At 67.4% G+C, this 24,314-nt stretch carries 39 protein-coding genes and 1 pseudogene; 3 read left to right on the forward strand and 37 right to left on the reverse strand.

Translation table 11 applies throughout. The annotated features are described in order from the left end of the window. Positions 1-97 precede the first annotated feature (97 nt). Together OHA10_RS05680 and OHA10_RS05685 are read left to right on the forward strand one after the other, a co-directional pair. A complete protein-coding gene (locus tag OHA10_RS05680) occupies positions 98-298 on the forward strand; it encodes a hypothetical protein (RefSeq protein ID WP_371405133.1) in 201 nt (66 codons plus the stop codon). Further along, positions 295-1,458 carry a hypothetical protein gene (locus tag OHA10_RS05685; protein ID WP_371405134.1) on the forward strand — a complete coding sequence of 388 codons (1,164 nt, stop codon included), beginning with the start codon at positions 295-297 and terminating at the stop codon, positions 1,456-1,458. The genes OHA10_RS05680 and OHA10_RS05685 overlap by 4 nt, the downstream gene beginning before the upstream one ends. On the opposite strand, the gene OHA10_RS05690 is transcribed toward OHA10_RS05685, so the two are convergent. Together OHA10_RS05690 and OHA10_RS05695 are read right to left on the reverse strand one after the other, a co-directional pair. Then, positions 1,459-2,226: a hypothetical protein gene (locus OHA10_RS05690; RefSeq protein WP_371405135.1), complete on the reverse strand. Its 768-nt coding sequence runs from the start codon at positions 2,224-2,226 to the stop codon at positions 1,459-1,461. Next, a complete protein-coding gene (locus OHA10_RS05695; RefSeq protein ID WP_371405136.1) occupies positions 2,219-2,746 on the reverse strand; it encodes a SigE family RNA polymerase sigma factor in 528 nt (175 codons plus the stop codon). The genes OHA10_RS05690 and OHA10_RS05695 overlap by 8 nt, the downstream gene beginning before the upstream one ends. Positions 2,747-2,924: 178 nt before the next feature. Between OHA10_RS05695 and OHA10_RS05700 the strand changes: the two genes are divergently transcribed. Beyond that, positions 2,925-4,736, forward strand: a complete 1,812-nt coding sequence (locus OHA10_RS05700; RefSeq protein ID WP_371405137.1) for a hypothetical protein — start codon at positions 2,925-2,927, stop codon at positions 4,734-4,736. Here the strand turns inward: OHA10_RS05700 and OHA10_RS05705 are convergent, their stop codons facing one another. From OHA10_RS05705 to rpsJ, 35 genes and pseudogenes are all read right to left on the reverse strand, one after another. Continuing rightward, a complete protein-coding gene (locus tag OHA10_RS05705; RefSeq protein WP_371405138.1) occupies positions 4,737-5,333 on the reverse strand; it encodes a class I SAM-dependent methyltransferase in 597 nt (198 codons plus the stop codon). Next, positions 5,326-6,138, reverse strand: coding sequence for a tRNA pseudouridine(38-40) synthase TruA (gene truA, locus OHA10_RS05710; protein ID WP_371405139.1), 813 nt, complete (start codon positions 6,136-6,138; stop codon positions 5,326-5,328). The genes OHA10_RS05705 and truA overlap by 8 nt, the downstream gene beginning before the upstream one ends. 60 nt (positions 6,139-6,198) lie before the next feature. Further along, positions 6,199-6,876, reverse strand: a complete 678-nt coding sequence (gene rplQ, locus OHA10_RS05715; RefSeq protein WP_371405140.1) for a 50S ribosomal protein L17 — start codon at positions 6,874-6,876, stop codon at positions 6,199-6,201. Positions 6,877-6,944: 68 nt separating this feature from the next. Beyond that, on the reverse strand, positions 6,945-7,970 hold the full coding sequence (locus OHA10_RS05720; RefSeq protein ID WP_130384620.1) for a DNA-directed RNA polymerase subunit alpha: 1,026 nt from the start codon (positions 7,968-7,970) through the stop codon (positions 6,945-6,947). Between the two features lie 103 nt (positions 7,971-8,073). Beyond that, positions 8,074-8,682, reverse strand: a complete 609-nt coding sequence (gene rpsD, locus OHA10_RS05725) for a 30S ribosomal protein S4 (RefSeq protein WP_363864854.1) — start codon at positions 8,680-8,682, stop codon at positions 8,074-8,076. 26 nt (positions 8,683-8,708) lie between these two features. Beyond that, positions 8,709-9,116 (reverse strand): 30S ribosomal protein S11, encoded by a 408-nt coding sequence (rpsK, locus tag OHA10_RS05730; protein WP_130384622.1) that lies wholly within the window; start codon positions 9,114-9,116, stop codon positions 8,709-8,711. Positions 9,117-9,166: 50 nt separating this feature from the next. Next, entirely contained in the window at positions 9,167-9,538 is a 372-nt protein-coding gene (gene rpsM / locus OHA10_RS05735) for a 30S ribosomal protein S13 (RefSeq protein ID WP_130441462.1), read from the reverse strand. Positions 9,539-9,721: 183 nt separating this feature from the next. Then, the gene (gene rpmJ, locus OHA10_RS05740) at positions 9,722-9,835 is read right to left on the reverse strand and encodes a 50S ribosomal protein L36 (RefSeq protein WP_008361054.1); all 114 of its coding nucleotides are present in this window, start codon (positions 9,833-9,835) and stop codon (positions 9,722-9,724) included. Between the two features lie 33 nt (positions 9,836-9,868). Then, positions 9,869-10,090, reverse strand: a complete 222-nt coding sequence (infA, locus tag OHA10_RS05745; RefSeq protein WP_012923661.1) for a translation initiation factor IF-1 — start codon at positions 10,088-10,090, stop codon at positions 9,869-9,871. Positions 10,091-10,188: 98 nt separating this feature from the next. Then, complete coding sequence (locus OHA10_RS05750; RefSeq protein WP_371405141.1) at positions 10,189-10,998, reverse strand: hypothetical protein; 810 nt, start codon at positions 10,996-10,998, stop codon at positions 10,189-10,191. Beyond that, entirely contained in the window at positions 10,995-11,447 is a 453-nt protein-coding gene (locus OHA10_RS05755) for a DUF1707 domain-containing protein (protein WP_371405142.1), read from the reverse strand. The genes OHA10_RS05750 and OHA10_RS05755 overlap by 4 nt, the downstream gene beginning before the upstream one ends. A gap of 64 nt (positions 11,448-11,511) precedes the next feature. After that, positions 11,512-12,336, reverse strand: a complete 825-nt coding sequence (gene map, locus OHA10_RS05760; RefSeq protein ID WP_371405143.1) for a type I methionyl aminopeptidase — start codon at positions 12,334-12,336, stop codon at positions 11,512-11,514. Between the two features lie 4 nt (positions 12,337-12,340). Further along, entirely contained in the window at positions 12,341-12,913 is a 573-nt protein-coding gene (locus OHA10_RS05765; protein ID WP_371405144.1) for an adenylate kinase, read from the reverse strand. After that, complete coding sequence (gene secY / locus OHA10_RS05770; RefSeq protein ID WP_350859529.1) at positions 12,913-14,214, reverse strand: preprotein translocase subunit SecY; 1,302 nt, start codon at positions 14,212-14,214, stop codon at positions 12,913-12,915. The genes OHA10_RS05765 and secY overlap by 1 nt, the downstream gene beginning before the upstream one ends. A 135-nt stretch (positions 14,215-14,349) precedes the next feature. Further along, positions 14,350-14,790, reverse strand: a complete 441-nt coding sequence (gene rplO, locus OHA10_RS05775; RefSeq protein WP_130441472.1) for a 50S ribosomal protein L15 — start codon at positions 14,788-14,790, stop codon at positions 14,350-14,352. 1 nt (position 14,791) lies between these two features. After that, entirely contained in the window at positions 14,792-14,974 is a 183-nt protein-coding gene (rpmD, locus tag OHA10_RS05780; RefSeq protein WP_137258656.1) for a 50S ribosomal protein L30, read from the reverse strand. Next, on the reverse strand, positions 14,974-15,573 hold the full coding sequence (rpsE, locus tag OHA10_RS05785; protein WP_137258655.1) for a 30S ribosomal protein S5: 600 nt from the start codon (positions 15,571-15,573) through the stop codon (positions 14,974-14,976). The genes rpmD and rpsE overlap by 1 nt, the downstream gene beginning before the upstream one ends. A gap of 33 nt (positions 15,574-15,606) precedes the next feature. After that, a complete protein-coding gene (gene rplR / locus OHA10_RS05790; protein WP_134107193.1) occupies positions 15,607-15,990 on the reverse strand; it encodes a 50S ribosomal protein L18 in 384 nt (127 codons plus the stop codon). A 3-nt stretch (positions 15,991-15,993) separates the two neighbouring features. Next, positions 15,994-16,536, reverse strand: coding sequence for a 50S ribosomal protein L6 (gene rplF / locus OHA10_RS05795; protein ID WP_134107191.1), 543 nt, complete (start codon positions 16,534-16,536; stop codon positions 15,994-15,996). Positions 16,537-16,563: 27 nt separating this feature from the next. After that, complete coding sequence (gene rpsH / locus OHA10_RS05800) at positions 16,564-16,971, reverse strand: 30S ribosomal protein S8 (protein WP_134107189.1); 408 nt, start codon at positions 16,969-16,971, stop codon at positions 16,564-16,566. 91 nt (positions 16,972-17,062) lie between these two features. Continuing rightward, complete coding sequence (locus OHA10_RS05805) at positions 17,063-17,248, reverse strand: type Z 30S ribosomal protein S14 (protein WP_012923674.1); 186 nt, start codon at positions 17,246-17,248, stop codon at positions 17,063-17,065. Position 17,249: 1 nt separating this feature from the next. Continuing rightward, positions 17,250-17,822, reverse strand: a complete 573-nt coding sequence (gene rplE, locus OHA10_RS05810) for a 50S ribosomal protein L5 (RefSeq protein ID WP_371405145.1) — start codon at positions 17,820-17,822, stop codon at positions 17,250-17,252. Next, positions 17,822-18,211, reverse strand: coding sequence for a 50S ribosomal protein L24 (rplX, locus tag OHA10_RS05815; RefSeq protein WP_137258652.1), 390 nt, complete (start codon positions 18,209-18,211; stop codon positions 17,822-17,824). The genes rplE and rplX overlap by 1 nt, the downstream gene beginning before the upstream one ends. 1 nt (position 18,212) lies before the next feature. Then, entirely contained in the window at positions 18,213-18,581 is a 369-nt protein-coding gene (rplN, locus tag OHA10_RS05820) for a 50S ribosomal protein L14 (protein ID WP_012923677.1), read from the reverse strand. Positions 18,582-18,673: 92 nt separating this feature from the next. Then, complete coding sequence (gene rpsQ / locus OHA10_RS05825) at positions 18,674-18,970, reverse strand: 30S ribosomal protein S17 (RefSeq protein WP_134107182.1); 297 nt, start codon at positions 18,968-18,970, stop codon at positions 18,674-18,676. Continuing rightward, positions 18,967-19,245, reverse strand: a complete 279-nt coding sequence (rpmC, locus tag OHA10_RS05830) for a 50S ribosomal protein L29 (protein ID WP_130441488.1) — start codon at positions 19,243-19,245, stop codon at positions 18,967-18,969. Before rpmC ends, rpsQ begins: the two co-directional genes overlap by 4 nt. Further along, positions 19,245-19,664, reverse strand: a complete 420-nt coding sequence (gene rplP / locus OHA10_RS05835; RefSeq protein ID WP_371405146.1) for a 50S ribosomal protein L16 — start codon at positions 19,662-19,664, stop codon at positions 19,245-19,247. Before rplP ends, rpmC begins: the two co-directional genes overlap by 1 nt. Positions 19,665-19,667: 3 nt before the next feature. Continuing rightward, complete coding sequence (gene rpsC, locus OHA10_RS05840) at positions 19,668-20,534, reverse strand: 30S ribosomal protein S3 (protein WP_371405147.1); 867 nt, start codon at positions 20,532-20,534, stop codon at positions 19,668-19,670. A 160-nt stretch (positions 20,535-20,694) separates the two neighbouring features. Then, a pseudogene (gene rplV / locus OHA10_RS05845) lies at positions 20,695-21,135 on the reverse strand (50S ribosomal protein L22); the annotation flags it as partial. Positions 21,136-21,187: 52 nt separating this feature from the next. Beyond that, positions 21,188-21,469, reverse strand: a complete 282-nt coding sequence (gene rpsS, locus OHA10_RS05850) for a 30S ribosomal protein S19 (protein ID WP_130441496.1) — start codon at positions 21,467-21,469, stop codon at positions 21,188-21,190. Positions 21,470-21,484: 15 nt separating this feature from the next. Then, complete coding sequence (gene rplB / locus OHA10_RS05855) at positions 21,485-22,318, reverse strand: 50S ribosomal protein L2 (RefSeq protein WP_137258648.1); 834 nt, start codon at positions 22,316-22,318, stop codon at positions 21,485-21,487. Beyond that, the gene (rplW, locus tag OHA10_RS05860) at positions 22,318-22,623 is read right to left on the reverse strand and encodes a 50S ribosomal protein L23 (RefSeq protein WP_137258647.1); all 306 of its coding nucleotides are present in this window, start codon (positions 22,621-22,623) and stop codon (positions 22,318-22,320) included. Before rplW ends, rplB begins: the two co-directional genes overlap by 1 nt. Then, the gene (rplD, locus tag OHA10_RS05865) at positions 22,620-23,312 is read right to left on the reverse strand and encodes a 50S ribosomal protein L4 (protein ID WP_371405148.1); all 693 of its coding nucleotides are present in this window, start codon (positions 23,310-23,312) and stop codon (positions 22,620-22,622) included. Before rplD ends, rplW begins: the two co-directional genes overlap by 4 nt. Further along, positions 23,309-23,965 carry a 50S ribosomal protein L3 gene (rplC, locus tag OHA10_RS05870; protein WP_371405149.1) on the reverse strand — a complete coding sequence of 219 codons (657 nt, stop codon included), beginning with the start codon at positions 23,963-23,965 and terminating at the stop codon, positions 23,309-23,311. Before rplC ends, rplD begins: the two co-directional genes overlap by 4 nt. A 16-nt stretch (positions 23,966-23,981) precedes the next feature. Next, positions 23,982-24,290 (reverse strand): 30S ribosomal protein S10, encoded by a 309-nt coding sequence (gene rpsJ / locus OHA10_RS05875; RefSeq protein ID WP_012923688.1) that lies wholly within the window; start codon positions 24,288-24,290, stop codon positions 23,982-23,984. Positions 24,291-24,314 lie beyond the last annotated feature (24 nt).

Below are 24,314 nucleotides of genomic sequence, written 5' to 3' on the forward strand. Positions count from 1 at the left end.
CCCGTGGCAACCATCGCCCTCGGCCCGGTGATCCTGCCCGGCTCCGGTGGTGGAGCGGCCCGGTAGGCGACCCTCCGACGAGGAATGATCAGCGCCGATGGACGCATATCGTGAGGCGCAGCGGCTGTACGCCGAAGCAATGATGTCGACTGCCACCGGGCAGGGGCGGATCGCCGTACTGCAGCAGACACTGCAGCGGATCGGTGAGCTGGTGCCGCAGGCCGCTCCGGACGAGCGGTCCGCCGTACTGCTGATGAACAGCTCGATCGCACAGCTGATCGCCGGGGAGAGCCGATGAACGAACTCCTCCAGCGCGGTCCGGAGATCCTCCCGGGCACCTGGGAGTACGACTGGTTCGCGTCGGTCGTCGCCAAGACGGCGGAGTACGCCGGACGGCCCTCGCACTGGAACGGGGAGCTGTACGAGCAGCCCGGACCGATCAGTGGCCTCTACCACTCCGACGGCAGCATGACGATCAGCCGGGAGCACGTGCTCGACGCGGCCCGTCCCGGCTACGCGCCGAACCATCAGATCACCAACGACGAGCGGTACGCCGCAGCGAGCGCCACGAGCATGGCGGTGTTCCAGGCGCACAGCTCGCTGTCCGAGTTCGGCGACGGGAGTGCGCCCGGGGCGACGCCGGTCGGGTCGCTCGAGGACGTCGCGCTCGAGAGCGCGCTCGCCGATCGGTTCACGACCCGGTACGGCGGCCGGATCGCGGAGAGCCTGACCGAGCATGCGCTGCCGATGGACAGTTTCCCGGCGTTCCCGGCGTACACGACGGCCACGGACCGGCTGATGTACTCGCTCAGCCGACCCACCGGATTGAGCCCCGACGGCGTCCGCGAGCTGCTCGAAACCACCGGGCGCGCGCAGCGGTTCAACGCGATCGCCGACCGGGTGATCGACGAGCAGCTCGGAGACCTCGTGCCCGAGTCGCACCGGGCCCAGCTGCGCCAGGACCTGACCGGACCGTTGCGACGCGGGCTCAGCGGCCTGGCCATGACGGAGCACAGCCGGCTGACGCACCAGGGCTCGAAGTTGAACTGGGGCCACGAGTCCGCCGAGTGGACCGCGATCGAGTTCGACCAGAACCTCGAGGACATCAAGGCGCACTACGAGTCCTGGAACGCGGACAATCCCGGCGTCGAGGCACCTGAGCTCCCGGACTCGCTCCGGGAGACCTTCGCCGACCGCGAGGAGGAGATCCAGCAGATCTGGGCCGATCGAGGCTGGCCGGCGCAGCAGCCGGTCGCGGGCCGCGAGCAGGCCTACTACGAGCGGCTGCCCGACCAGCTCTACCAGAGCGACCGTGACCAGGAGATCGCCAGGTTGCAGCAGTTCCTCTGGTCGCACACAGCTCCGAGCCAGCACAGTGGCTCGGAGTCCGGGGCCGGCGAGCGGGACAACGTACGACACATCGGTTCGGCTCGCAGGCCCGAGCGTGGGGTCGAGTAGCTACCAGTCCTTGAGGGCGTCCAAGTAGGTGCCGCCGGACGGGCGGACCGAGCCGGTCATGAAGAGCTTGAGCGGCGCCGAGAACAGGCCGTACGTGTGCGTTCCGGTGAAGAACCCGGCCGACTGACAGCCGTCGTACTCGACCCAGATCTCCCGGATGCCGGCCGCGGTCTCGAACCGCAGCACGATCGCCTCGGACGGCTTGGCGACCTGCGGCGCGCACTTGAACACCGGCAGCTTCGCGTTCCGCTCCGGCAGCACCTTGATCTCGTTCACCACCTGCTGCGCCGTCGCGGCGTTGAACGACTCCTGCCCGAGCAGCCCGGTCCCGCCCTCCGCGAAGCCGTAGCGGCAGGCACGCAGGCCGGTCACCATGGTGTTCAGGTCGAGCCCGGTGCCGGCCGGCAGCGCGTCCGGACCCGGAGCCGTCAGGATCGGATGGTCGACCGGACAACCGGCCACCGCCGACTCGTTGGACGGTGCTATGCCTTGTGCCGTGTTCGGAGCCGCGGCCTTGCTGTCCCCACTGGAGTCGCTGTTGCTGGTGGCAACCGGCGACTCGCCACCGGCGAAGCTCCACACGCCTCCGATCGCAGCAGCAACCAGTACGACGCCTGCTGCCACCGACCACGTCTGGCGACGGCGGTGCACACGTCGACGGGCCTCCCGGGCCAGTCCTGTCTTCTGCAGATCGGACTGACCGGCCTGGTTGTGCAGGGCGGACGTGAACTTGGGGCCGAGCTCCTGCTCAGGGTCGTACTCAGGCATCCTCGGCTCCTTCCGTGCTCTCAGTACTCAGCGTGGTCTTCAATGCAGCCAATGCTCGATGCACATGCGACCGGGCGGTCGCCTCCGCACAGTGCAGCAGCTGTGCTATCTCGGCGTACGACAGCTCCTCGTAGAACCGCAGTACGACGGCAGCTCGTTGTTTGTCCGGCAGCGTTGCGCACAGCGCCCAGATCGCCTCCGACTCCGCGCGGGCCGCCGTACCGTCGGAAACGGCTCGCGCAGTCCGCACCGGGTCCGCGGCAGGCGCCTCACGGCGGCGGAACTTGCGCCACCAGGAGATGTGCGCATTCACCACCATCCGTTTCACGTACGCCTCGGGATCGTCGGCCCGGCTCACCCGTCCCCAACGCGCACAGGCAGTCGTCAACGCGTCCTGTACGGCGTCCTCCGCCAGGTTGGCGTCCCCGGTCAGGACATAGGCGAACCGCAGCAGGGCGTCCGCCTTCTCGCCGACCCATGCCTCGAAGTCGAGCGGCCCTGTCCGAGCCTCCGCTGCCACCAAGGCTGCCTCCATACCTCCAGGACGGCGCCGGTGGCGCGTTCGTTGCAGCAGGACCCTGAAACCTGCCGCTGGACGGTCCGCAGCGTAACGCAATCGGTGCTTGACGCCAGGTGTTCATCACCCGTTCCGTCGCTAGTCTGGCGCGGTTGTTCCGCCGAGGAGGAAGGGCTGCAGCATGCCGGACGGGTACCAGAAGATCGACGGCCGCTTCAGCCGTGCCGACCAGCAGGCCTTCGACTGGGCGTACCAGCTGACCGTCGCCCTGGGGCACACGCGGTACGACACGTTCGACCTGTACGCGCGGTCGGACTGGGAGGACAACCGGAACGCCGTACGTCCCGACGGCTCGATCGTGCTGGGCGCGCGGACGGCGTACTGGATCGGGGTTTCCGGCCATCGCATGTTCGACGCGCACTACCTCGGCCAGTACGAGCCGACGCGTGAGGAAGCAGAGAACGTCAGGCAGGCGCTGGACGATTTCATCACCGTCTACCTCGAGAAGGTGGACCCGCCTCAGCCCGCGACGACACGTGCGTTGCAGGCATTCGACTCCGGCCTCCGTGACGCTGTCGTCGTCCCGAAGGTCATCGACGGCTCGCGGATCGACGGCGCCTTCCCGGAGATCCGCGACGTCCAGGGGCGGCAGCCGTACCTGGAGACGGCGACGCGCGCACTCACCGGGAGGCTCGGCAACCATCTCCGGATGCAGGCCGGCGAACTCGAGGACATGCTGGTGCGAACCCCGCCGGCACAACGTTTCGAGGCGCTTGCCGACGCCGTTGTGGAGAACGACCCGCTGCAGCGTCGGCTGCCGGACGGCTCGTCGCGTACTCCGCCGGTGGACCACGTGGACCGGCTGAAGGCCAACCTGAGGATCGAACTCGACGACATCTTCCAGCGGTGCGGCGAGCCCGGTCGCCAGCTCGATCAGGGCGCGGAGCGCTTCGGGCGACAGGCAGCCACGTCGCTGCTCCAGCATTGCGCCCAGGCAAGGGATGCGATCGACACCGAGCAGCGTGGCTACCAACAGGTCGCGAGCCTGATGTCCGTCGTACAGGCGGATCTCGCCTTTGGCCGAGCCTCGGCCGGCCAGGGGCGCGACAGTGACGCGCAGGTGCTCCAGCTCAAACTCAACACCGACTACTGGAACGGCGCGCTGCACACCTCTGGTCTGCCTGCCGGCGCGCTCGGGTACGCCGGGACCGATCGCTCGCTGACCTTCGATCAGGAGAAGGTGATCGACGTCCTCGCGAACGCCGACGCGACCCAACCGCCGTCGCCGGAGCTGAGGGACGCTGTCGACGTCGTCGCAACCCAAGCCGCCCGCCTGTGCAATCCGGTCGCCCCCGGAGCAGTGCCGAACGATCCGGCGGGGCAGGCCTTCGAGGACCAACTCTGCCGGGACTTCGTCGATCAGGAGCAGACCCGCCTCTTCACCGCGCTCGGCTTCTCCGCGGATCAGGCTCAGCCCGACTCAACCGCTACGGCGCAGGTGATGGCGACCCTCACCGAGGCAGCCGCACGAAGGCAGGGCCTGGAGCCGCACGAGATCACGGCCAGGTTGCTCACGGCCCCTTCGAACGAACGCATCCAGCGAGCAGCCGCCCTCAGCCTCGGCGAGCCGGGCATGGTGGTCGATCGCGACCGTTGGGCGGAAGCCACCGAAACCTTGGCCGGAAACATCGAGGCCACCGTCGCACGGGCGGCCGAGGCCGACCGGAACGGCCAGACCAAGCTGCACGCGTGGAACCGGGCCACGGCCGGCGAACGGCTGAGTCACCAACTCTCTTCGGCGATCGAGAAGGCCGGCCGACCTGTCAGACAAGCAGACATCTCCGGTGACGAAGCCTTGATGCGGAGCGTCGCCGCGGCGACCAGCGGGCAGTCGCGTCCCGGCGGCGATCGCACCGGCGGTTCCGACCCGGCGGCACGACGCGGTCATCAACCGGACAACGGGAAATCCGGCCAGCGGATCACCGGGCGCTAATCAACGGGTGGCGCGAAGTACGCGGAAGCCCTTCGCGCTGCCGATCCGCTCGCAGGGGTAACCCTGCTCGGTCATCCAGCGCTGCAAGGAGTCGCCGCCCAGGTTCTTGCCGACGACGAACCACGCCACACCACTGGGCGCGAGCCGGGACAGCCAACGCAGCAGCATCTTGTGCAGCTCCGGCTTGCCGATGTGGATCGCAGGATTCGACCAGATCTCGTCGAACACCACGTCCTCAAGTACGTCGTCCGGCAGCGCCACACGAACCCGATCCGCAACCCCTGCGGCTGCTGCGTTCACCTCGGTCAGCTCGAGCGCACGGTTGTTCACGTCGACCGCCCACACGGTCGCCTTCGGGGCCTCCACCGCCAGCGCACAGGCGATCGGCCCGTAGCCGCAGCCCAGGTCGAGGAACGTACCCGCCCGCCGAGGCGGCTCGGTCTCTCGCAGCAGCACCGCCGTACCGATGTCCAGACGGTCCCGGGAGAACACACCGGTTGCTGTCGTGAAGACGTACGGCTTCCCCCAGATCCGCGCCTCGACGGTACGCCGTACGTCCGCCGACTGCGGGTCCGCGGAGAAGAAGTGGTCACCCACGCTGATGCACCTCTCCCCTGACCTGCCGCGCCTGCAACGCCCGCGCGGCCAGCTCGCCGTCCGCCGGGTACCGCACTTCCTCCAGCGTCAGCCCATGCGCCGGCAACACGGACACAGCCGAGTCGCGAACCTTCCCGGCCAGTACGACGCTTGGCCACTCCACGTCCCGCCGGCCGTCGCCCACCGGGATCATCGAACCGACGAGAGCCCGCACCATCGAGTGACAGAAGGCATCCGCGATCACAGTGCCCTCCAACTGCCCGACACCCGTCCGCTGCCACGAGAAGTCCAGCAACGCCCGGACCGTGCTCGCACCTTCCCGCTTCTTGCAGTACGCCGCGAAGTCGTGCTCGCCGAGCAGACCGGCCGCGGCGGCGTTCATCCGGTCCACGTCCAGCGGCCGCCCCACTCGGAGTACATGTCCCCGGGTCAGCGGGTCCCAGCCGGCCGGGTCGTCGCACAGGCGGTACACGTACCGGCGGGCCAGAGCAGAGAACCTGGCGTCAAAGCCCTCTGGGGCCGCCGTGACGGCCGTGACAGCTACATCCTCGGGCAGGACGCCGTTGAGCCCTCTCAGGAGCCTCAGCGGGTCTACAGCGCCTTCCACGTCCACATGGGTCACCTGGCCGCGAGCGTGGACGCCAGTGTCGGTCCGACCCGCACAGGTCACGGTCAGCGGCTCCGGCAGCCGCAGTACGACGCGGATGGCCTCTTCCAGCGTGCCCTGCACGGTACGGAGTCCCTCTTGACGCGCCCAGCCGTGGAAGCCCGTTCCGTCGTACCTGAGGTCTATCCGCCAACGCACACGGCAATCTAACGCAACAGAGCCCCCTCACCGTGCGGTGAGGGGGCTCTGTTGGAGTGCTTACTTGTCGTCGTCCTCGGTCTCGCCGGCCTTGGCGAAGCCCGCGGCCTCGGCGTCCGCCTCGGTCTTGAACCAGACCTCGGCGACCGTCTGGTCGTACCACGGCGACTCGGTGGTGTGGTACTTCATCGAGTTCTCGTTGCCCTTGATGGTGAAGCCCTCGGGCGCGGAGCCGTCCTCGAGCGGCGCGGCGGAGTTGTCGAACTTGCCCGCGACGACGTCCTGGACCTTCTCCTCCGCCTTCGGCTCGTCGGCCTTCGGAGCGGCCGCCTTCTTGGCCGGAGCCTTCTTGGCGGTCTTCTTCGCCTTCGGCGAGTCGGCCAGCGCCTCGACCAGCTCGATCTTCACCATCGGCGCGTTGTCGCCCTTACGCGGACCGAGCTTGGTGATCCGGGTGTAGCCACCCGGACGGTCGGCGTACCGCTCGCCGATCTCGGTGAAGAGCACGTGCACGACGCTCTTGTCCTTGATCCGCTTCATCACCTGACGGCGCGAGTTCAGGTCACCACGCTTCGCCTTGGTGATCATCTGCTCCGCCAGCGGCTGCAGGCGCTTGGCCTTGGCCGCGGTGGTGGTGATGGCGCCGTGCTCGAACAGCGACGTCGCGAGGTTGCTGAGAATCAGCTTCTCGTGCGCCGGGCTGCCGCCCAGCCGGGCACCCTTGGTGGGGGTTGGCATCTCGTAACTCCAGAAATCTCAGGCCCGTCGGGCCGAAGGGGTTTAGGGCCCGACGGGCCTTGGTCAGCTCAGTACTGCTCGGTCTCGGCGAAGCTCTCGTCCTCGTCGTCCGCCTCGTTGCCGTAGGCACCGGACGCGGCGCGCAGGTCGAACCCGGGCGGGGAGTCCTTCAGCGACAGGCCCATCTCGGCCAGCTTCAGCTTGACCTCGTCGATCGACTTGGAGCCGAAGTTCCGGATGTCCAGCAGGTCCTGCTCGCTGCGCGAGATCAGCTCACCCACGGTGTGGATGCCCTCGCGCTTCAGGCAGTTGTACGACCGGACGGTCAGCTGCAGATCCTCGACCGGCAGAGCCAGGTCGGCGGCCATCTGCTCGTCCACCGGCGACGGGCCGATGTCGATGCCCTCGGCCTCGACGTTCAGCTCGCGGGCCAGACCGAACAGCTCGACCAGGGTCTTACCGGCCGACGCGACGGCGTCGCGGGGCAGCATCGACGGCTTGGTCTCGACGTCGACCACGAGGCGGTCGAAGTCGGTGCGCTGCTCGACACGGGTCGCCTCGACCTTGTAGGTGACCTTGAGCACCGGCGAGTAGATCGAGTCGACCGGCATCCGGCCGATCTCGGCGTCGGCGGACTTGTTCTGTACGGCGGACACGTAGCCGCGGCCGCGCTCGACGACCAGCTCCATCTCGAGCCGGCCCTTCTCGTTCAGGGTGGCGATCTTCAGGTCCGGGTTGTGCACCTCGACACCGGCCGGCGGCGCGATGTCGGCGGCGGTCACGTCACCGGGGCCCTGCTTGCGCAGGTACATGGTGACCGGCTCGTCGTGCTCGGACGAGACGACCAGGTCCTTCAGGTTCAGGATCAGCTGGGTGGCGTCTTCCTTGACCCCGGCAACGGTCGAGAACTCGTGCAGGACACCGTCGATCTTGATGCTGGTGACGGCTGCACCCGGGATGGAGGACAGCAGGGTCCGGCGGATCGAGTTTCCGAGGGTGTAACCGAAGCCCGGCTCCAGCGGCTCGATCACGAACCGCGAGCGGTACTCGTCGACGACCTCTTCGGTCAGGGTGGGGCGTTGTGCGATAAGCAACTTCGTGTTCCTTCTCTGTCGCGACGACCACTATTTGAGGTCGCGAGGGGTGAAGAAGACACCGGACCGGCCGGCGGCCCTGGGGCCACCGGCCGGCACGCGGTCAGTTCTTCGAGTAGAGCTCGACGATCAGGTGCTCGGCGACCTGGGTGTCGATCTGCTGCCGGGTCGGCAGCTGGTGGACGAGGATCCGCAGCCGCTCGGGCATCACCTCGAGCCACGCGGGGACGACGCGCTCGGCGTGCGTCTCGCGGGCGATGATGAACGGCGTCGTCTCGGCCGACTTCTGCTTGACATCGATGATGTCGTGCGCAGCCACCCGGTACGACGGGATGTTCACCTTGACGCCGTTCACGGTGAAGTGACCGTGGACGACGAGCTGACGGGCCTGCCGGCGGGTCCGGGCCAGGCCGGAGCGGTAGACCACGTTGTCCAGGCGGGACTCGAGGATCTGCAGCAGGTTGTCACCGGTCTTGCCGGAGCGCCGCGAGGCCTCCTCGTAGTACCGGCGGAACTGCTTCTCGAGAACGCCGTACGAGTAACGCGCCTTCTGCTTCTCGCGCAGCTGGAGCAGGTACTCGCTCTCCTTCGGGCGGCCGCGGCCGTGCATACCCGGCGGGTACGGACGACGCTCGAACGCCTTGTCGCCACCGACGAGGTCGACCCCGAGACGGCGCGACTTCTTGGTCATAGGTCCGGTGTAACGGGCCATGGTTCGCTACCTTCCTCTCTCTGGGGTCAGACCCGGCGCCGCTTCGGCGGGCGGCATCCGTTGTGGGCGACTGGGGTGACGTCCTGGATGGTGCCGACCTCGAGGCCGACGGCACCCAGTGAACGGATCGCGGTCTCACGGCCGGAGCCGGGACCCTTGACGAACACGTCGATCTTGCGCATGCCGTGCTCCATCGCCCGGCGCCCGGCGGCCTCGGCGGCCATCTGCGCGGCGAACGGGGTCGACTTGCGCGAACCCTTGAAGCCGACGGTGCCCGCGGAGGCCCACGAGATGACCGCGCCGGTCGGGTCGGTGATCGTCACGATCGTGTTGTTGAACGTGCTCTTGATGTGCGCGTGGCCGGCGGCCACGTTCTTCTTCTCCTTGCGGCGCACCTTCTTCGCGCCGGCCGCGCTGCGGCTCTTGGGAGGCATAGGTCAGTTGCTCCTGGGCTGGTCGACGGAATCGTATGCAGGCATCCGGATCACTTCTTCTTCTTGCCGGCGATCGCCTTACGGCGACCCTTGCGGCTACGGGCGTTGGTCCGCGTGCGCTGACCACGCACCGGCAGGCCGCTGCGGTGCCGGCGACCCTGGTACGACCCGATCTCGATCTTGCGGCGGATGTCCGCGGTCACCTCGCGACGGAGGTCACCTTCGATCTTGTAGTTGCCTTCGATCCAGTCCCGGAGCTTCACCAGCTCGTCGTCGCCCAGCTCGTGGACGCGCTTGTCACCGGAGATGCCGGTGGCTTCGAGCGTCTTCAGGGCGCGAGTACGACCTACACCGAAGATGTAGGTGAGAGCGACCTCGATGCGCTTGTCGCGCGGCAGGTCGACCCCTACGAGGCGTGCCATGTGGCGGTGTTCCTTTCGTCGGCAGAGGTGTGGTGGCGCGCCGCGTCCCCGCCCGCCTCGGTGAGAAGTTGTTTTTCACCGGCAGGGCCCCGGCCTCTGTTCCGGGGGCAACATCCGGGAGGTTTCTCCCGGATGAGCATGCGCGCTGTGGTGCGAAAGTGCTGTGTTCCTGCGTTGAGCTTGTCAGCCCTGCCGCTGCTTGTGCCGCGGGTTCTCGCAGATCACCATGACCCGGCCGTGACGGCGGATCACCTTGCACTTGTCGCAGATCTTCTTGACGCTCGGATTGACCTTCATCGAGCTACTTTCTTCGACAGGTGTTGGTGGGTGTTACTTGTACCGATAGACGATCCGACCTCGGGTGAGGTCGTACGGCGACAGCTCCACGACGACCCGGTCCTCGGGGAGGATCCGGATGTAGTGCTGCCTCATCTTGCCGCTGATGTGCGCGAGCACTTTGTGCCCGTTGGACAGCTCAACACGGAACATCGCGTTCGGCAGGGCCTCGACGATGGTGCCCTCGAGTTCGATTACTCCCTCTTTTTTGGGCATGTCCTCGCACTTCTGTAGACGTGACTGGCTATGGCTACAAAGAGCCAAGGAAAAAGTGTACGCCACGCACCCACACGAAACCCAATCGGGCCCTCCGGTCAGGTATTGGTGGCCGCCCACTGCTCGCCCGCGCGCCACACCTGTTCGGGCATCAGATCCAGGAGATCACACGCTGCATCCATCTGTGCGAGCGCAGTGACGGAATCGCGGTACGCCGGAAGGATCGCCACGAACCGTCGCCCTTCGCAGCTGAAGCCGAACGGGGGTACGTCGGCCAGCGCCGCGACCGCCCGCGGGTGCAGGACCGCCATCGCGTGGTCCTCGCGGCCGTTGAACAAGCGGTACTGCGCCGGCAGCCCGTCGATCGTGAGCGATAACGGCAGCAGGCTCGCCGCCGCGACCGGCGACAGACCAGCGGGCAGGACCTGCAGCGGCGGCAGGGGCCGATCCACCTGCAGGTCGAGGAAGTCGAAGCCGAGCTCACGTCGCCGTACCTTGTGCCGGAACCGCCCGGTCCAGAACTCGCGCCCCCGGTGCCGGCCGGTCGTCACATCCGCGACCGTGGCCCCCGGATCCGCGTCGAACGGTGGAAACGGCCAACGATCCCGCAGCTCCGCACCGGACGCGCTGATCCGCCAGCCGAGCTGCTGTGCCACGTCGGCCCACGACTGCTTGCGGCGGCCGTCACCGATCCGTAGCGCCAGCGTGAACCCGATCAGCACCAGGAACCAGGCCAGCACGAACCAGCCCACCCAGCGCGGCTCCAGCAGCAGCCCGACGATCGCCAGCGGTACGGCGACCGCGAACCAGATGACATAGACGACCGCAGCCCCCTGATGCAGCTGCCACGCCAGGTCCGGCCGGAGCCGTGGGCCGGCGACGCGGCGACTGACAGAGGCCGCCGTCAACGGCGCCTGCCGAGGCCGCCGAGGGCGATGATCGCCCAGGGAATCAGCAGCCAGACCGGCCAGAAGTGCGGCCAGTGCCCGCCGTTGCCGAGCCCGATCACGAACCAGATCACGACGTTGATCGCCACGACGCCGGTGAAGCCGCCGCCCAGCGCGCCGATCCCGTGGCGGTGCGGACGGTTGTCCTTCTTCCGCTCCGGGAAGTCACCCGGCGCGGGCGCCGGCTTGGTGTCCTGCACGACCTCGGGCGTCTTGTACGTGCTCACCGGCGGCAGGTCGCGCACCAGCGGCTCGAGCTCGCCGTACGTCTGGACGGTGTAGAGCTGGTCGAGGCGGGAGGAGAACTCGGGCTGATCCAGCCGGCCGTCCGCGAACGCGTCCCGCAACCGTCCGGCGATCTTCTCGCGGTCGGATTCGGTGAAGCGCTGGTACGGCTGGTACTGAGGCATGTCTCAAGTGTGCCTCAGCTGCGGTCCGATCCGCGTCCCCCGACGGGTGGACCCCCGGAGTCCGTCAATCAGCCAGAGCGCCGAACTTGATCCCGAGCTCGGCCAGCTTGGCCTCGCCGCCGTCGATCGCGGTCAGCACCCACGGCCCTTGCGGAGTGAGAGTGAACGTGTGCTCGGTGTGCGCGGCCGAGCGGCCGTCGTCGGTGACGACCGTCCAGTCGTCCTCGAGCGTGTGGTTGTCCTGCTTGCCGAGCGTGAGCATCGGCTCGACCGCGAGCGCCATCCCCTCGACCAGCTTCGGCCCGCGACCGGGGCGGCCGAAGTTCGGCACGTTCGGCGGCTGGTGCATGGCCGACCCGATCCCGTGCCCGACGAAGTCCTCGACGATGCCGTACGACGAATTGGCGCGGACGTGCGTCTCGATCGCGGCCGAGATGTCGGTCAACCGGCCGCCGAGCCGGGCCGCGGCGAACCCGCGCCACATCGACTCCTCGCAGATCCGGGCGAGTTCGAGCAGCTCGTCGGCGACCTCGCCGACGCCGACGGTGATCGCGGCGTCGCCGTGCCAGCCGTCGACGATCGCGCCGCAGTCGATCGAGATCAGATCGCCGTCGGCCAGCACCCGGCCGCCCGGGATGCCGTGCACGATCTCGTCGTTCACCGACGCGCAGATCGAGCCGGTGAAGCCGTGGTACCCCTTGAACGACGGGGTCGCGCCGGAGGACCGGATGTTGTCCTCGGCGATCGCGTCGAGGTCACCGGTGGTGATACCGGCCTTGACCTCCCCGCGGAGCAGCTCCAGCGTCCGGCCGACCACCAGGCCGGCCTTCCGCATCGCGAGGATCTGTTCGCGGGTCTTGATCTCGATCCCGCGGTCCCTGAACATCATCGGTTTATTCGGTCACCGTCTTGAGCGCGGCGAGCACCCGCTCGCTCACTTCGTCGATCTCGCCGACACCGTCCACCTCGACCAGCAGGCCGCGGTCGGCGTACACCTGCAGCAGCGGCTTGGTCTCGGCGGCGTAGACGTCCTGCCGGTGCCGGACGACCTCTTCGGAATCGTCGGTCCGGCCCTCGATGTGTGCCCGCTTGGTCATCCGCTCGACGAGCACGTCGATATCGGCGACCAGCGCGACCACGGCGTCCAGCTTGTGGCCGTGGTCGGCCAGGATCTCGTCCAGCGTGCTGACCTGGGCCAGCGTCCGCGGGTACCCGTCGAGCAGGAAGCCTTCGCCGGCGTCGGCCTCGGACAGCCGGTCACGGACCATCGCGTTCGTGATCTCGTCCGGGACGTAGTCGCCGGCATCCATGTACCGCTTGGCCTCGACGCCCAGCGGTGTCTCGTCCTTCACGTTCGCACGGAAGATGTCGCCGGTGGACACGGCCGGGATATTCAGGCGGTCCGCAAGCACCTTTGCCTGCGTGCCCTTGCCCGCCCCGGGCGGACCCATCAGCAACATTCTCATCAGCGCAGGAACCCTTCGTAGTTACGCTGCTGCAGCTGGGACTCGATCTGCTTCACCGTGTCGAGTCCGACGCCGACCATGATCAGGATCGACGTACCGCCGAAGGGGAAGTTCTGGTTCGCGTTCAGCAGGACGAGAGCGACCAGCGGGATCATCGAGATCGCCGCGAGGTAGATCGCGCCGGGCAGCGTGATGCGGTCCAACACGTACTTGAGGTATTCCTCCGTCGGCCGACCCGCCCGGATACCCGGGATGAAGCCGCCGTACTTCTTCATGTTGTCGGCGACCTCCTTCGGGTTGAAGGTGATCGAGACGTAGAAGTACGTGAAGAAGATGATCAGGGCGACGTACGTCACCATGTAGATCGGGTGGTCGCCCTTGACCAAGTTGCCCTGGATCCAGTTCGACCAGCCCTTGCCTTGCTGGAACTGACTGACCAGGACGGGGAGATACAGCAGGCTGGACGCGAAGATCACCGGGATGACGCCGGCCTGGTTGACCTTCAGCGGGATGTACGTCGACGTACCGCCGAACATCTTGCGTCCGACCATCCGCTTGGCGTACTGCACCGGGATCCGGCGCTGGGCCTGCTCGATGAAGATGACCGCGGCCATGATGACCAACCCGATCGCGATCACCACGACGAACGTGGTGACGCCCTTCTGCTTGCGGATGCTCCACAGCTGGGTCGGGAAGGTGGCGACGATCTGGGTGAAGATCAGGATCGACATACCGTTGCCGACGCCGCGGTCGGTGATCAGCTCACCGAGCCACATGATCACGCCGGTGCCGGCGGTCATGGTCAGCACCATCACGCTGACGGTGAACCAGTCGTCCTTGTACAGCAGCGGCTCGGTGCAGCCCTGGAACAGCCGGCCCGGCGTCCGGGCCAGCGCCACGAACGCGGTCGACTGCAGGATCGCGAGGCCGACGGTCAGGAACCGGGTGTACTGCGTGATCTTGGCCTGTCCCGCCTGGCCTTCCTTCTTCAGCGACTCCAGCCGCGGGATCACCACGGTGAGCAGCTGCAGAATGATGCTGGCGGTGATGTACGGCATGATGCCGAGCGCGAAGATCGCGAGCTGCAGCAGCGCTCCGCCGGAGAACAGGTTGATCAAGTTGTACAGGTTGGCGTTCTGGCCACCCTGGGAGATCTTGATACACGTGTGCAGAGACTGAACGTTGACGCCCGGTGCCGGCACGACGGAGCCGATCCGGAAGATCACGACGATGAAGAGCACGAACAAGATCTTCCGGCGCAGGTCCGGAGTCTTGAACGCGTTGGCAAAGGCGCCTAACACCCTGTCCTCCCACAAGTTTCCCTTGCCGCGGGCACGGCAGGGGCCTAGCTAAGCCGCTGGGCAAGAGACGAACCAGGGCCCGTCCGACCGGCGCAGGATATCAAGCACCGGGCGTTACGAGCCCTGGACCTCGTGTCACACCTCGGTCGTGGTCCCCCCAGCCGCCTGGATCTTGTCCGTGGCGGACTTGGAGAACTTGTGAGCCGAGACCTGCAGTGCCACGGTCAGCTCGCCGTCACCCAGTACCTTGACCGGCTGACCGCGACGGACCGCGCCCTTGGCGACCAGTTCGGCTACGCCGACCTCGCCACCTTCGGGGAACAGTTGTCCGAGCTTGTCCAGGTTAACGACCTGGAACTCCACCCGGTTCCTGCTCTTGAAGCCCTTCAGCTTCGGGAGCCGCATGTGCAGCGGCATCTGGCCACCCTCGAACCACTCGGGGATGTTGTTACGAGCCTTGCTGCCCTTGGTACCGCGGCCGGCCGTCTTGCCCTTGCTGCCCTCACCACGACCCACGCGGGTCTTGGCGGTCTTGGCACCGGGCGCCGGACGCAGGTGGTGAACCTTGAGCGCCATGTCAGTCGACCTCCTCGACGGTGATGAGGTGGCGAACCGCACGGACCATGCCGCGAACCTCAGGCTTGTCCTCGTGGACGGCGGTGTCGCCGATCCGCTTGACGCCCAGGGTGCGCAGCGTGTCGCGCTGGTTCTGCTTGCCACCGATGCCGGAACGGATCTGGGTGACCTTCAGGCGTGCCATCAGGACGCCACCTCCGCCCGCGCCTTCAGCAGGGCCGCCGGCGCGACGTCCTCGACCGGCAGACCACGGCGCGCGGCCACGGCCTCCGGGGTCTCCAGGCTGCGCAACGCCTCAACGGTGGCGTGCACCACGTTGATGGAGTTGGACGAGCCCAGCGACTTGCTCAGGATGTCGTGGATCCCGGCGCACTCCAGTACGGCGCGTGCCGAGCCACCCGCGATCACACCGGTACCGGGCGCGGCCGGACGCAGCATGACCACGCCGGCAGCCTTCTCGCCCTGGACCGGGTGCGGGATGGTGCCCTGGATCCGCGGCACCTTGAAGAACGCCTTCTTGGCCTCCTCGACGCCCTTGGCGATCGCCGCGGGCACCTCCTTGGCCTTGCCGTAACCCACACCGACGGTGCCTTCACCGTCACCGACGACCACGAGGGCGGTGAAGCTGAAGCGACGACCACCCTTCACGACCTTGGCGACACGGTTGATGGCTACCACGCGCTCGATGTAGGCGGTCTTGTCAGCTGCCTGACCGCGACCTCCGTCGCGACCACGGCGCTCACCACCGGCGCCGCCTCCGCGACGCTGCTGGCCTCCGCTCATTTCGAACTACCTTCTTCCTTGTACGTCGCCATGTCAGAACCCGAGCCCGCCCTCGCGGGCGGCGTCGGCCAGGGCTGCGATGCGGCCCTGGTACTTGTTCCCGGCCCGGTCGAACACGACCGAGTCGATCCCGGCAGCCTTGGCCCGGTCGGCGATCAGGCCGCCGACGGTCTTGGCCTTGTCGGTCTTGTTGGCCTCGGCGCCGCGCAGGTCGGCCTCCATGGTGGAGGCGGAGACCAGCGTCTTGCCGGCCACGTCGTCGATGACCTGAACGAACAGGTGCCTCGAGGACTTGGTGACCACCAGCCGCGGCCGCTCGGCCGTGCCGCTGATCTTCTTCCGGACCCGGATCTGCCGACGCAGCCGGGAGGCCGTCTTCTTGGCGGAGTGCTTGTGCGGACGCAGTCCGATCGCCATGGGTTACTTACCAGCCTTTCCGACCTTGCGGCGCACCTGCTCGCCGGCGTACCGCACACCCTTGCCCTTGTACGGCTCGGGCTTACGCAGCTTGCGGATGTTGGCGGCGACCTCACCGACCGACTGCTTGTCGATGCCGATCACCGAGAACCGGGTCGGCGCCTCCACGTTGAACGTGATGCCTTCCGGCGCGTCCACCGTGATGGTGTGGCTGTACCCGAGCGAGAACTCCAGCTGGGTCGGTCCCTTGGACAGGACGCGGTACCCGACGCCGACGATCTCGAGCTTCTTCTCGTAGCCGTCCGTGACACCCGTGACCAGGTTCGCGATCAGGGTGCGGGACAGACCGTGCAGTTCCTTGCTCTTGCGCTGGTCGTCCGGACGGGTGACGGCGATCGCGCCGTCCTCGTCGCGGTTGACCGCGATCGGCTCAGCGACGACGTGCGACAGCTGACCCTTCGGACCCTTCACAGTGACCGTCTGGCCGTCGATCGTGACGTCGACGCCGGACGGGACCGTGACCGGGAGCTTACCGATGCGAGACATTTCAGTGGTCCTCCTTCCGGTTCTTCGTCACCAGACGTAGGCGAGGACTTCCCCGCCGACGCCCTTGTTCTTTGCCTGACGGTCGGTCAGCAGTCCCTGGGACGTCGAGATGATCGCGACGCCCAGGCCACCGAGGACCTTGGGCAGGCTGGTCGACTTCGCGTAGACCCGCAGGCCCGGCTTGCTGATCCGGCGTACGCCCGCAATGGAGCGCTCCCGGCTCGGGCCGAACTTGAGGTCCACGATGAGGGTCTTGCCGACGGCGCCCTCCTTGGGCTCCTCCACCTTGTAGGAGGCGATGTAGCCCTCCTGCTGGAGAATGTCGGCGATACCCTGCTTGATCTTGCTGTACGGCATCGCGGTCGACTCGTGGTACGCCTGGTTGGCGTTCCGCAGACGCGTCAACATGTCTGCGATCGGGTCGGTCATCGTCATGGCCTGGGGCCTCTTTCCCGCCGTGGTTTCGCCGTTCGGCGACCTACGGTGACTAGATGGTGAGTAGGGAGAAGTTCGGGGGTGGAGACGGTCACCAGCTGGACTTGGTCACACCGGGCAGCTCGCCCCGGTGCGCCATCTCCCGCAGGCAGATCCGGCACAGGCCGAACTTGCGGAAGACCGCCTTCGGCCGGCCGCAGCGCTGGCAGCGCGTGTAGCCACGCACCGCGAACTTCGGCTTCCGGGCCTGCTTGACCTTGAGTGCTGTCTTCGCCACGTCAGTTCTCCTTGAACGGGAAGCCGAGCGCCCGCAGCAGGGCCCGACCCTCGTCGTCGTTCTTCGCGGTGGTCACCACGGTGATGTCCATACCCCGGACCCGGTCGATGCGGTCCTGGTTGATCTCGTGGAACATCACCTGCTCGGTCAGACCGAAGGTGTAGTTCCCGGTGCCGTCGAACTGCTTCGGGGACAGGCCGCGGAAGTCGCGGATCCGGGGCAGCGCGAGCGCCAGCAGCCGGTCCAGGAACTCCCACATCCGGTCGCCGCGCAGCGTCACGTGGGCGCCGATCGGCATCCCCTCGCGCAGCTTGAACTGCGCGATCGACTTGCGGGCCTTGGTGACCTGGGCCTTCTGGCCGGTGATCGCGGCCAGGTCCTTCACCGCGCCCTCGATCAGCTTGGAGTCACGCGCCGCCTCGCCGACGCCCATGTTCACCACGATCTTGGTGAGCCCGGGCACCTGCATGACGTTGGCGTACTTGAACTCGTCCTGCAGCTTGCCGACGATCTCCTCGCGGTACTTCGTCTTCAGCCGCGGCTGGACCTTGGTCTCGGTTACTGCGGTGCTCATCAGATCTCCTCGCCGGTACGCCGGGCGATCCGGACGCTCCGGAAACCGGTGTACGTCGAGCCGTCGGGACGGCGCTTCTGCACCTCGACGCGGTTGTAGCCGACGCGGGTGGTCACCTTCTGCTTCTTGCCGTCCTTCTCGACCTCGACCAGAAGCGCCACGTTCGAGACGTGGATCGGGGCCTCCTGGGTGACGATGCCACCGGTGGTGCCGCCGCGCTGGGCCTGCTGCACCTTGGTGTGCTTCTTCACCCGGTTGACGCCCTCGACGATGACCTTCTCGTCGTCGGGGAAGACCTGGATGATCTTGCCCTCGAGGCCCTTGGACTTACCGGCGATCACACGAACCTGATCGCCCTTCTTCACGTGCAGCTTCTTCTGCTGGGCCATCTCAGAGCACCTCCGGCGCGAGCGAGATGATCTTCATGAAGCGCTTCTCCCGCAGCTCCCGGCCGACCGGCCCGAAGATACGGGTGCCGCGCGGCTCGCCGTCGGCCTTCAGGATCACCGCGGCGTTCTCGTCGAAGCGGATGTAGGAGCCGTCCGGACGCCGGCGCTCCTTCACGGTCCGCACGACGACCGCCTTCACGACGTCACCCTTCTTCACACCGCCGCCGGGGATCGCGTCCTTGACGGTGGCGACGATCGTGTCACCGACACCGGCGTAGCGCCGACCGGAGCCACCGAGAACGCGGATGCACAAGATCTCCTTGGCACCCGTGTTGTCGGCGACCTTCAGTCGCGACTCCTGCTGGATCATCTGTTGATCTCCTGGTTGTCTCGCTGGTTCTCACTCACGTGAGCCTTGCGGAACGAATAATTTCGATTGGTTGCCGATCGCAACGACCGGAACTACTTGGCCTTCTCGAGAATCTCGACGACGCGCCAGCGCTTGGTCGCCGACAGCGGCCGGGTCTCCATCAGGAGGACGCGGTCGCCGATACCGGCGGCGTTCTGCTCGTCGTGCGCCTTGAGCTTGCTCGTCCGCCGGATGACCTTGCCGTACAGCTTGTGCTTGACCCGGTCCTCGACCTCGACGGTGACGGTCTTGTCCATCTTGTCGCTCAGCACCAGACCCTCACGGGTCTTGCGGCGGCCTCGCGCCTCGGTGGTCGTGCTCACGGTCTCGTCCTTCACGTTCTCGGTCATGCGTTGGCCTTCTCACTGTCGTCCGCAGTCTCGTCGGCCTCTGCCTCGGCAACCGGGGCGTCGACCTCCTCGGTGATACCGAGCGCACGCTCGGACAGCACCGTGTAGATGCGGGCGATGTCCTTGCGGACGGCGCGCAGCCGGCCGTGGGACTCCAGCTGGCCCGTGGCAGCCTGGAACCGGAGGTTGAACAGCTCCTCCTTGGCTTCACCGAGCTTGGTCATCAGCTCGTCCCGCCCGAGGTTCCGCAGCTCGGCGGCGGTCAGGGTAGCCATCAGTTCTCACCTGCCTCTCGGGTGATGAAGCGGCACTTCATCGGCAACTTGTGGATCGCGCGGCGCATGGCCTCGCGAGCGATGTCCTCCGGTACGCCGGAGAGCTCGAACAGCACGCGACCCGCCTTGACGTTGGCGATCCACCACTCCGGCGAACCCTTACCGGAACCCATCCGGGTCTCGGCAGGCTTCTTGGTCAGCGGACGGTCCGGGTAGATGTTGATCCACACCTTGCCGCCACGCTTGATGTGCCGGGTCATCGCGATACGCGCGGCCTCGATCTGCCGGTTGGTGACGTAGTGGCTCTCCAGCGCCTGGATGCCGAAGTCACCGAAGGCCAGCGTCGTACCACCCTTGGCAGCGCCGGTGCGCTTGGGGTGGTGCTGCTTGCGGTGCTTGACCTTGCGGGGGATGAGCATCGGTCAGCTCTCCGTTCCGGTCGTCTCGGCGGCCTTCTCGGCAGCCGGCGCAGCAGCCTCGGCGGCCGGAGCCGCGTTGTTGTTGCGCGCGTTGTCCCGACGGTCGTCGCCACGGCCGCCACGGCCGCCGCGGTCTCCACCGCGACCACCACGGTCACCGCGGTCGCCACCGTCACGACGGGCCGGACGGCCACGCTGCTGCGTGGCGGCGCGGGCAGCTGCCTGCGCCTCCCGCTCGGCGCGGGTACCGGCGACGTCGCCCTTGTAGATCCAGACCTTCACGCCGATCCGGCCGAAGGTCGTCCGGGCCTCGTAGAAGCCGTAGTCGATGTCGGCCCGCAGCGTGTGCAGCGGGACGCGGCCCTCGCGGTAGAACTCCGACCGCGACATTTCCGCGCCACCGAGCCGGCCGGAGCACTGGATCCGGATGCCCAGGGCGCCGCCACGCATGGTGGTCTGCATCGCCTTGCGCATCGCGCGGCGGAACGCCACGCGGCCGGACAGCTGCTCGGCCACACCCTGTGCGACCAGCTGGGCGTCGACCTCGGAGTTCTTCACCTCGAGGATGTTCAGCTGCACCTGCTTGCCGGTGAGCTCCTCCAGCGAGCCGCGGATGCGGTCCGCCTCGGCGCCACGGCGGCCGATCACGATGCCCGGACGGGCGGTGTGGATGTCGACCCGGACCCGGTCACGGGTGCGCTCGATCTCCACACGGGAGATACCGGCGCGCTCCATGCCCTTGCTCAGCAGGCGGCGGATCTTGACGTCCTCGCCCACGTAGTCCTTGTACAGCTTGTCGGCGTACCAACGGCTCTTGTGGTCGGTGCTGATGCCGAGACGGAACCCGTGCGGGTTTACCTTCTGTCCCACGTCAGGACTCCTTCTTCTCAGCGGTGGCCTTCTTGGCGGCCGACTTCTTGGCGGTCGCCTTCTTGGCCGGCTTCTCGGCGGCCTCTGCCTTGTCGGCGGCCTTCTTGGCCGTCTTCTTGGCGGGAGCCTTCTTCGCCGTGTCCCCGGTGTCCGCGGACTTCTTGGCGGCCGTCTTCTTGGCCGGAGCCTTCTCGACCGGCTCGTCGGTGACCCGCGGGGTCACCACGATGGTGATGTGGCTGGTGCGCTTGTCGATCCGGGTGGCCCGGCCCTGCGCACGCGGGCGGTGACGCTTCAGCGTCGGCCCCTCGTCCACGAGGACCTTGGCCACGACCAGGTCGGCCCGGCTCAGGTGCTCGGTGCCCTCGGCGTTCGCCGCGGCGCTGTCGACGACCTTGTACACGGTCGCGGCAGCGGCCTGCGGGGCGAACTTCAGAGTGGCGAGTGCGTCGTCGACGCCCAGACCGCGCACCAGATCACCCACGCGGCGCGCCTTCATCGGCGTCACGCGGACGAAGCGCGCGACCGCGAAGGCCCCGGGCTCGTCGCCCAGCAGGCTCTCGCGACGGGCGCTGATCGCCCTACGCTCTTGAACGCTCATGATGTTCGAATCTCTCCGTAGGTTGCTTTCGCTTCGTCACTGTCCCTGAGGATCAGCGACGCCGTGACTTCCGGTCGTCCTTCTCGTGACCCTTGAACGTCCGGGTCGGTGCGAACTCGCCGAGCTTGTGCCCGACCATCGCGTCCGTCACGAACACCGGCACGTGCTTGCGGCCGTCGTGCACCGCAATCGTGTGGCCGATCATGTCCGGCACGATCATCGATCGGCGGGACCAGGTCTTGATGACGTTCTTGGTGCCCTTCTCGTTCTGCACCTCCACCTTCTTCGCGAGGTGGTGGTCGACGAACGGGCCCTTCTTCAGGCTGCGTGGCATTCTGGCCGGCTCCTATCAGCGCTTCTTGCCGGCCTTGCGGCGCCGGACGATCATGCGGTCGCTTTCCTTGCGGGTGCGGGTGCGGCCCTCAGGCTGACCCCACGGGGACACCGGGTGGCGACCACCCGAGGTCTTACCCTCACCACCACCGTGCGGGTGGTCGACCGGGTTCATCGCGACACCGCGGACGGTCGGGCGCTTGCCCTTCCAGCGCATCCGGCCCGCCTTGCCCCAGTTGATGTTCGACTGCTCGCCGTTGCCGACCTCACCGAGGGTGGCGCGGCAGCGCACGTCGACCATCCGGACCTCGCCGGACGGCATCCGCAGGGTGGCCATCCGGCCTTCCTTCGCGACCAGCTGGATGCTGGCACCGGCGGAGCGGCCCATCTTGGCGCCACCGCCCGGCCGCAGCTCGACCGCGTGGATGGTGGAACCGACCGGGATGTTGCGCAGCGGCAGGTTGTTGCCGATCTTGATGTCGGCGGCCGGGCCGTTCTCGACGACCGTGCCCTGCTGCAGGTTCGACGGGGCGAGGATGTAGCGCTTCTCGCCGTCCACGTAGTGCAGCAACGCGATCCGCGCGGTGCGGTTCGGGTCGTACTCGATGTGCGCGACCTTCGCCGGCACGCCGTCCTTGTCGTACCGCTTGAAGTCGATCAGCCGGTACGCCCGCTTGTGACCGCCACCGTGGTGCCGGGTGGTGATCTTGCCGGAGTTGTTCCGGCCGCCCTTCTTCGGGAGCGGACGCAGCAGCGACTTCTCGGGGGTCGAACGGGTGAGCTCGACGAAGTCGGCCACACTCGAGCCACGGCGGCCCGGCGTCGTCGGCTTGTACTTGCGGATCCCCATTACGACTGGCCTCCGAAGATGTCGATGCGGTCGTCACCCTTGAGGGTCACGATCGCCCGCTTGGTGTCGGGGCGCTTGCCGAACCCGGAGCGGGTACGACGGCGCTTGCCCTTGCGGTTGATGGTGTTCACGTCGCTGACCTTGACCTTGAAGACCTTCTCGACCGCGAGCTTGATCTCGGTCTTGTTGGCGGTCGGGTCGACCTCGAACGTGTACTTCTGCTCGTCCAGCAGGCCGTAGCTCTTCTCGCTCACGACCGGCCGGCGCAGCACGTCACGCGGGTCCTTGTTGACTCCGTGGCTCATGCTTCTACCTCCTCGGCCTCAGTCGACGTCGCGACGGCCTTGACGGACTTGCCCTTGGGCGCGCCGGCGACGAACGAGTCGAGCGCGCTCTTGGTGAACACGACCGCGTCGCTGCACAGCACGTCGTACGCGTTGAGCTGGTCGGCCGCGATCAGGTGCACGTGCTGCACGTTGCGCAGGCTCAGCCAGGTCAGCTCGTCGGCGCGGTCGACCACGACCAGCGCCTTACCCGGGTCGGTGACCTGGGAGAGCACGTTCAGCGCCGACCTGGTCGACGGCTTGTCGCCGTCCACGAAGCTCTCGACGACGAACACGCGGCCGTCACGGGCCCGGTCCGACAGCGAGCCGCGGAGCGCGGCGGCGATCATCTTCTTCGGGGTCCGCTGGCTGTAGTCGCGCGGCACCGGGCCGTGGACGACGCCACCACCGGTGAACTGCGGCGCGCGGGTCGAACCCTGGCGGGCGCGACCGGTGCCCTTCTGGCGGTACGGCTTGGCGCCACCGCCGGACACCTCGCCCCGGCTCTTCGCCTTGTGCGTACCCTGACGGGCCGCCGCCAGCTGGGCCACCACGACCTGGTGGATCAGCGGCACGTTGACCTGGACGTCGAACAGCTCGGCCGGAAGCTCGGCGGAACCCTTCTTGCTGACCTTGTCGCCCTTCACGGCGACGACGTCGACGGTGCTCACTTCGCAGCTCCCTTCGCGGCGTTGCGGATCAGCACCAGGCCGCCCTTGGGGCCGGGAACCGCACCCTTCAGCAGGATCAGGCCGCGGTCGGTGTCGATCGCGTGCACGGAGATGTTCTGCGTGGTGACCTGCTCGCCACCCATCCGGCCGGCCATCCGCAGACCCTTGAAAACCCGGCCCGGGGTGGCGCAGCCGCCGATGGAGCCCGGCGAACGGTGCTTCTTGTGCACACCGTGGGTGGCCCGCAGACCACCGAAGCCGTGCCGCTTCATCACACCGGCGAAACCCTTGCCCTTGCTGGTCGCGGAAACGTCGACCCGCTCACCGGCCTCGAAGGCCTCGGCCTTGATCTCCTGACCCAGCGTGTACTCGCTGGCGTCGGCGGTGCGCAGCTCCAGCAGGTGGCGCCGCGGCGTCACGCCGGCCTTGTCGAAGTGGCCGCGCAGGGGCTTGGTCACCTTGCGCGGGTCGATGTCGCCGAAGGCGATCTGGACGCCGTCGTAGCCGTCCCGGTCCGCGGTGCGGACACCGGTGACGACGCAGGGCCCGGCCTGGATCACGGTGACGGGGACGACTCGGTTGTTCTCGTCCCAGGTCTGGGTCATGCCGAGCTTGGTGCCCAGCAGACCGCGCGTGTTCTTCACAGTGCTCATTGGTCTTTCCGCGTCCTCAGAGCTTGATCTCGATGTCGACACCAGCCGGCAGGTCGAGACGCATCAGCGAGTCGACGGTCTTCGGCGTGGGGTCGATGATGTCGATGAGCCGCTTGTGGGTGCGCATCTCGAAGTGCTCGCGGCTGTCCTTGTACTTGTGCGGCGAGCGGATGACGCAGAACACGTTCTTTTCCGTCGGCAACGGCACCGGGCCAGCAACCTTCGCACCAGTACGCGTCACCGTGTCGACAATCTTGCGTGCCGAGCTGTCGATGACCTCGTGGTCGTAGGCCTTCAGCCGGATGCGGATCTTTTGTCCCGCCATCGCTTCGCTTCGTCCTTCTCTATC

This window comes from Kribbella sp. NBC_00662, from assembly GCF_041430295.1.
Classification (GTDB): domain Bacteria; phylum Actinomycetota; class Actinomycetes; order Propionibacteriales; family Kribbellaceae; genus Kribbella.

Coding starts and splice junctions, on each gene's coding strand:
- map (WP_371405143.1), bottom strand. CDS start 12,336: ATGATGTTCAGGGACCGCGGGATCGAGATCAAGACCCGCGAACAGATC.
- rplN (WP_012923677.1), bottom strand. CDS start 18,581: ATGATCCAGCAGGAGTCGCGACTGAAGGTCGCCGACAACACGGGTGCC.
- rpsH (WP_134107189.1), bottom strand. CDS start 16,971: ATGACGATGACCGACCCGATCGCAGACATGTTGACGCGTCTGCGGAAC.
- OHA10_RS05690 (WP_371405135.1), bottom strand. CDS start 2,226: ATGCCTGAGTACGACCCTGAGCAGGAGCTCGGCCCCAAGTTCACGTCC.
- rpsK (WP_130384622.1), bottom strand. CDS start 9,116: ATGCCTCCCAAGAGCCGCAGCGCGGCCGGCGCGAAGAAGGTGCGCCGC.
- rpmC (WP_130441488.1), bottom strand. CDS start 19,245: ATGGCTACCCTGACCGCCGCCGAGCTGCGGAACCTCGGGCGGGACGAG.
- rpsM (WP_130441462.1), bottom strand. CDS start 9,538: ATGGCACGCCTCGTAGGGGTCGACCTGCCGCGCGACAAGCGCATCGAG.
- rplQ (WP_371405140.1), bottom strand. CDS start 6,876: ATGCCAACCCCCACCAAGGGTGCCCGGCTGGGCGGCAGCCCGGCGCAC.
- rplW (WP_137258647.1), bottom strand. CDS start 22,623: ATGAGCCACGGAGTCAACAAGGACCCGCGTGACGTGCTGCGCCGGCCG.
- rpmD (WP_137258656.1), bottom strand. CDS start 14,974: ATGGCACGCCTGAAGGTCACCCAGATCCGTTCCGGCATCGGTGGCAAG.
- OHA10_RS05680 (WP_371405133.1), top strand. CDS start 98: ATGGACGCATATCGTGAGGCGCAGCGGCTGTACGCCGAAGCAATGATG.
- infA (WP_012923661.1), bottom strand. CDS start 10,090: ATGCCCAAAAAAGAGGGAGTAATCGAACTCGAGGGCACCATCGTCGAG.
- OHA10_RS05685 (WP_371405134.1), top strand. CDS start 295: ATGAACGAACTCCTCCAGCGCGGTCCGGAGATCCTCCCGGGCACCTGG.
- rplB (WP_137258648.1), bottom strand. CDS start 22,318: ATGGGGATCCGCAAGTACAAGCCGACGACGCCGGGCCGCCGTGGCTCG.
- rpsE (WP_137258655.1), bottom strand. CDS start 15,573: ATGAGCGGAGGCCAGCAGCGTCGCGGAGGCGGCGCCGGTGGTGAGCGC.
- rpsQ (WP_134107182.1), bottom strand. CDS start 18,970: ATGACCGAGAACGTGAAGGACGAGACCGTGAGCACGACCACCGAGGCG.
- rplC (WP_371405149.1), bottom strand. CDS start 23,965: ATGAGCACTGTGAAGAACACGCGCGGTCTGCTGGGCACCAAGCTCGGC.
- OHA10_RS05755 (WP_371405142.1), bottom strand. CDS start 11,447: ATGCCTCAGTACCAGCCGTACCAGCGCTTCACCGAATCCGACCGCGAG.
- rplO (WP_130441472.1), bottom strand. CDS start 14,790: ATGGCGCTCAAGGTTCACCACCTGCGTCCGGCGCCCGGTGCCAAGACC.
- rpmJ (WP_008361054.1), bottom strand. CDS start 9,835: ATGAAGGTCAATCCGAGCGTCAAGAAGATCTGCGACAAGTGCAAGGTG.
- rplE (WP_371405145.1), bottom strand. CDS start 17,822: ATGAGCACCGCAGTAACCGAGACCAAGGTCCAGCCGCGGCTGAAGACG.
- OHA10_RS05765 (WP_371405144.1), bottom strand. CDS start 12,913: ATGAGAATGTTGCTGATGGGTCCGCCCGGGGCGGGCAAGGGCACGCAG.
- rpsJ (WP_012923688.1), bottom strand. CDS start 24,290: ATGGCGGGACAAAAGATCCGCATCCGGCTGAAGGCCTACGACCACGAG.
- rplF (WP_134107191.1), bottom strand. CDS start 16,536: ATGTCTCGCATCGGTAAGCTCCCGGTCACGGTCCCGTCCGGCGTCGAC.
- rpsS (WP_130441496.1), bottom strand. CDS start 21,469: ATGCCACGCAGCCTGAAGAAGGGCCCGTTCGTCGACCACCACCTCGCG.
- rplR (WP_134107193.1), bottom strand. CDS start 15,990: ATGGCGATCGGACTGCGTCCGCACAAGCACTCCGCCAAGAAGACGGCC.
- rpsD (WP_363864854.1), bottom strand. CDS start 8,682: ATGGCCCGTTACACCGGACCTATGACCAAGAAGTCGCGCCGTCTCGGG.
- rplP (WP_371405146.1), bottom strand. CDS start 19,664: ATGCTCATCCCCCGCAAGGTCAAGCACCGCAAGCAGCACCACCCCAAG.
- rplX (WP_137258652.1), bottom strand. CDS start 18,211: ATGGCCCAGCAGAAGAAGCTGCACGTGAAGAAGGGCGATCAGGTTCGT.
- OHA10_RS05700 (WP_371405137.1), top strand. CDS start 2,925: ATGCCGGACGGGTACCAGAAGATCGACGGCCGCTTCAGCCGTGCCGAC.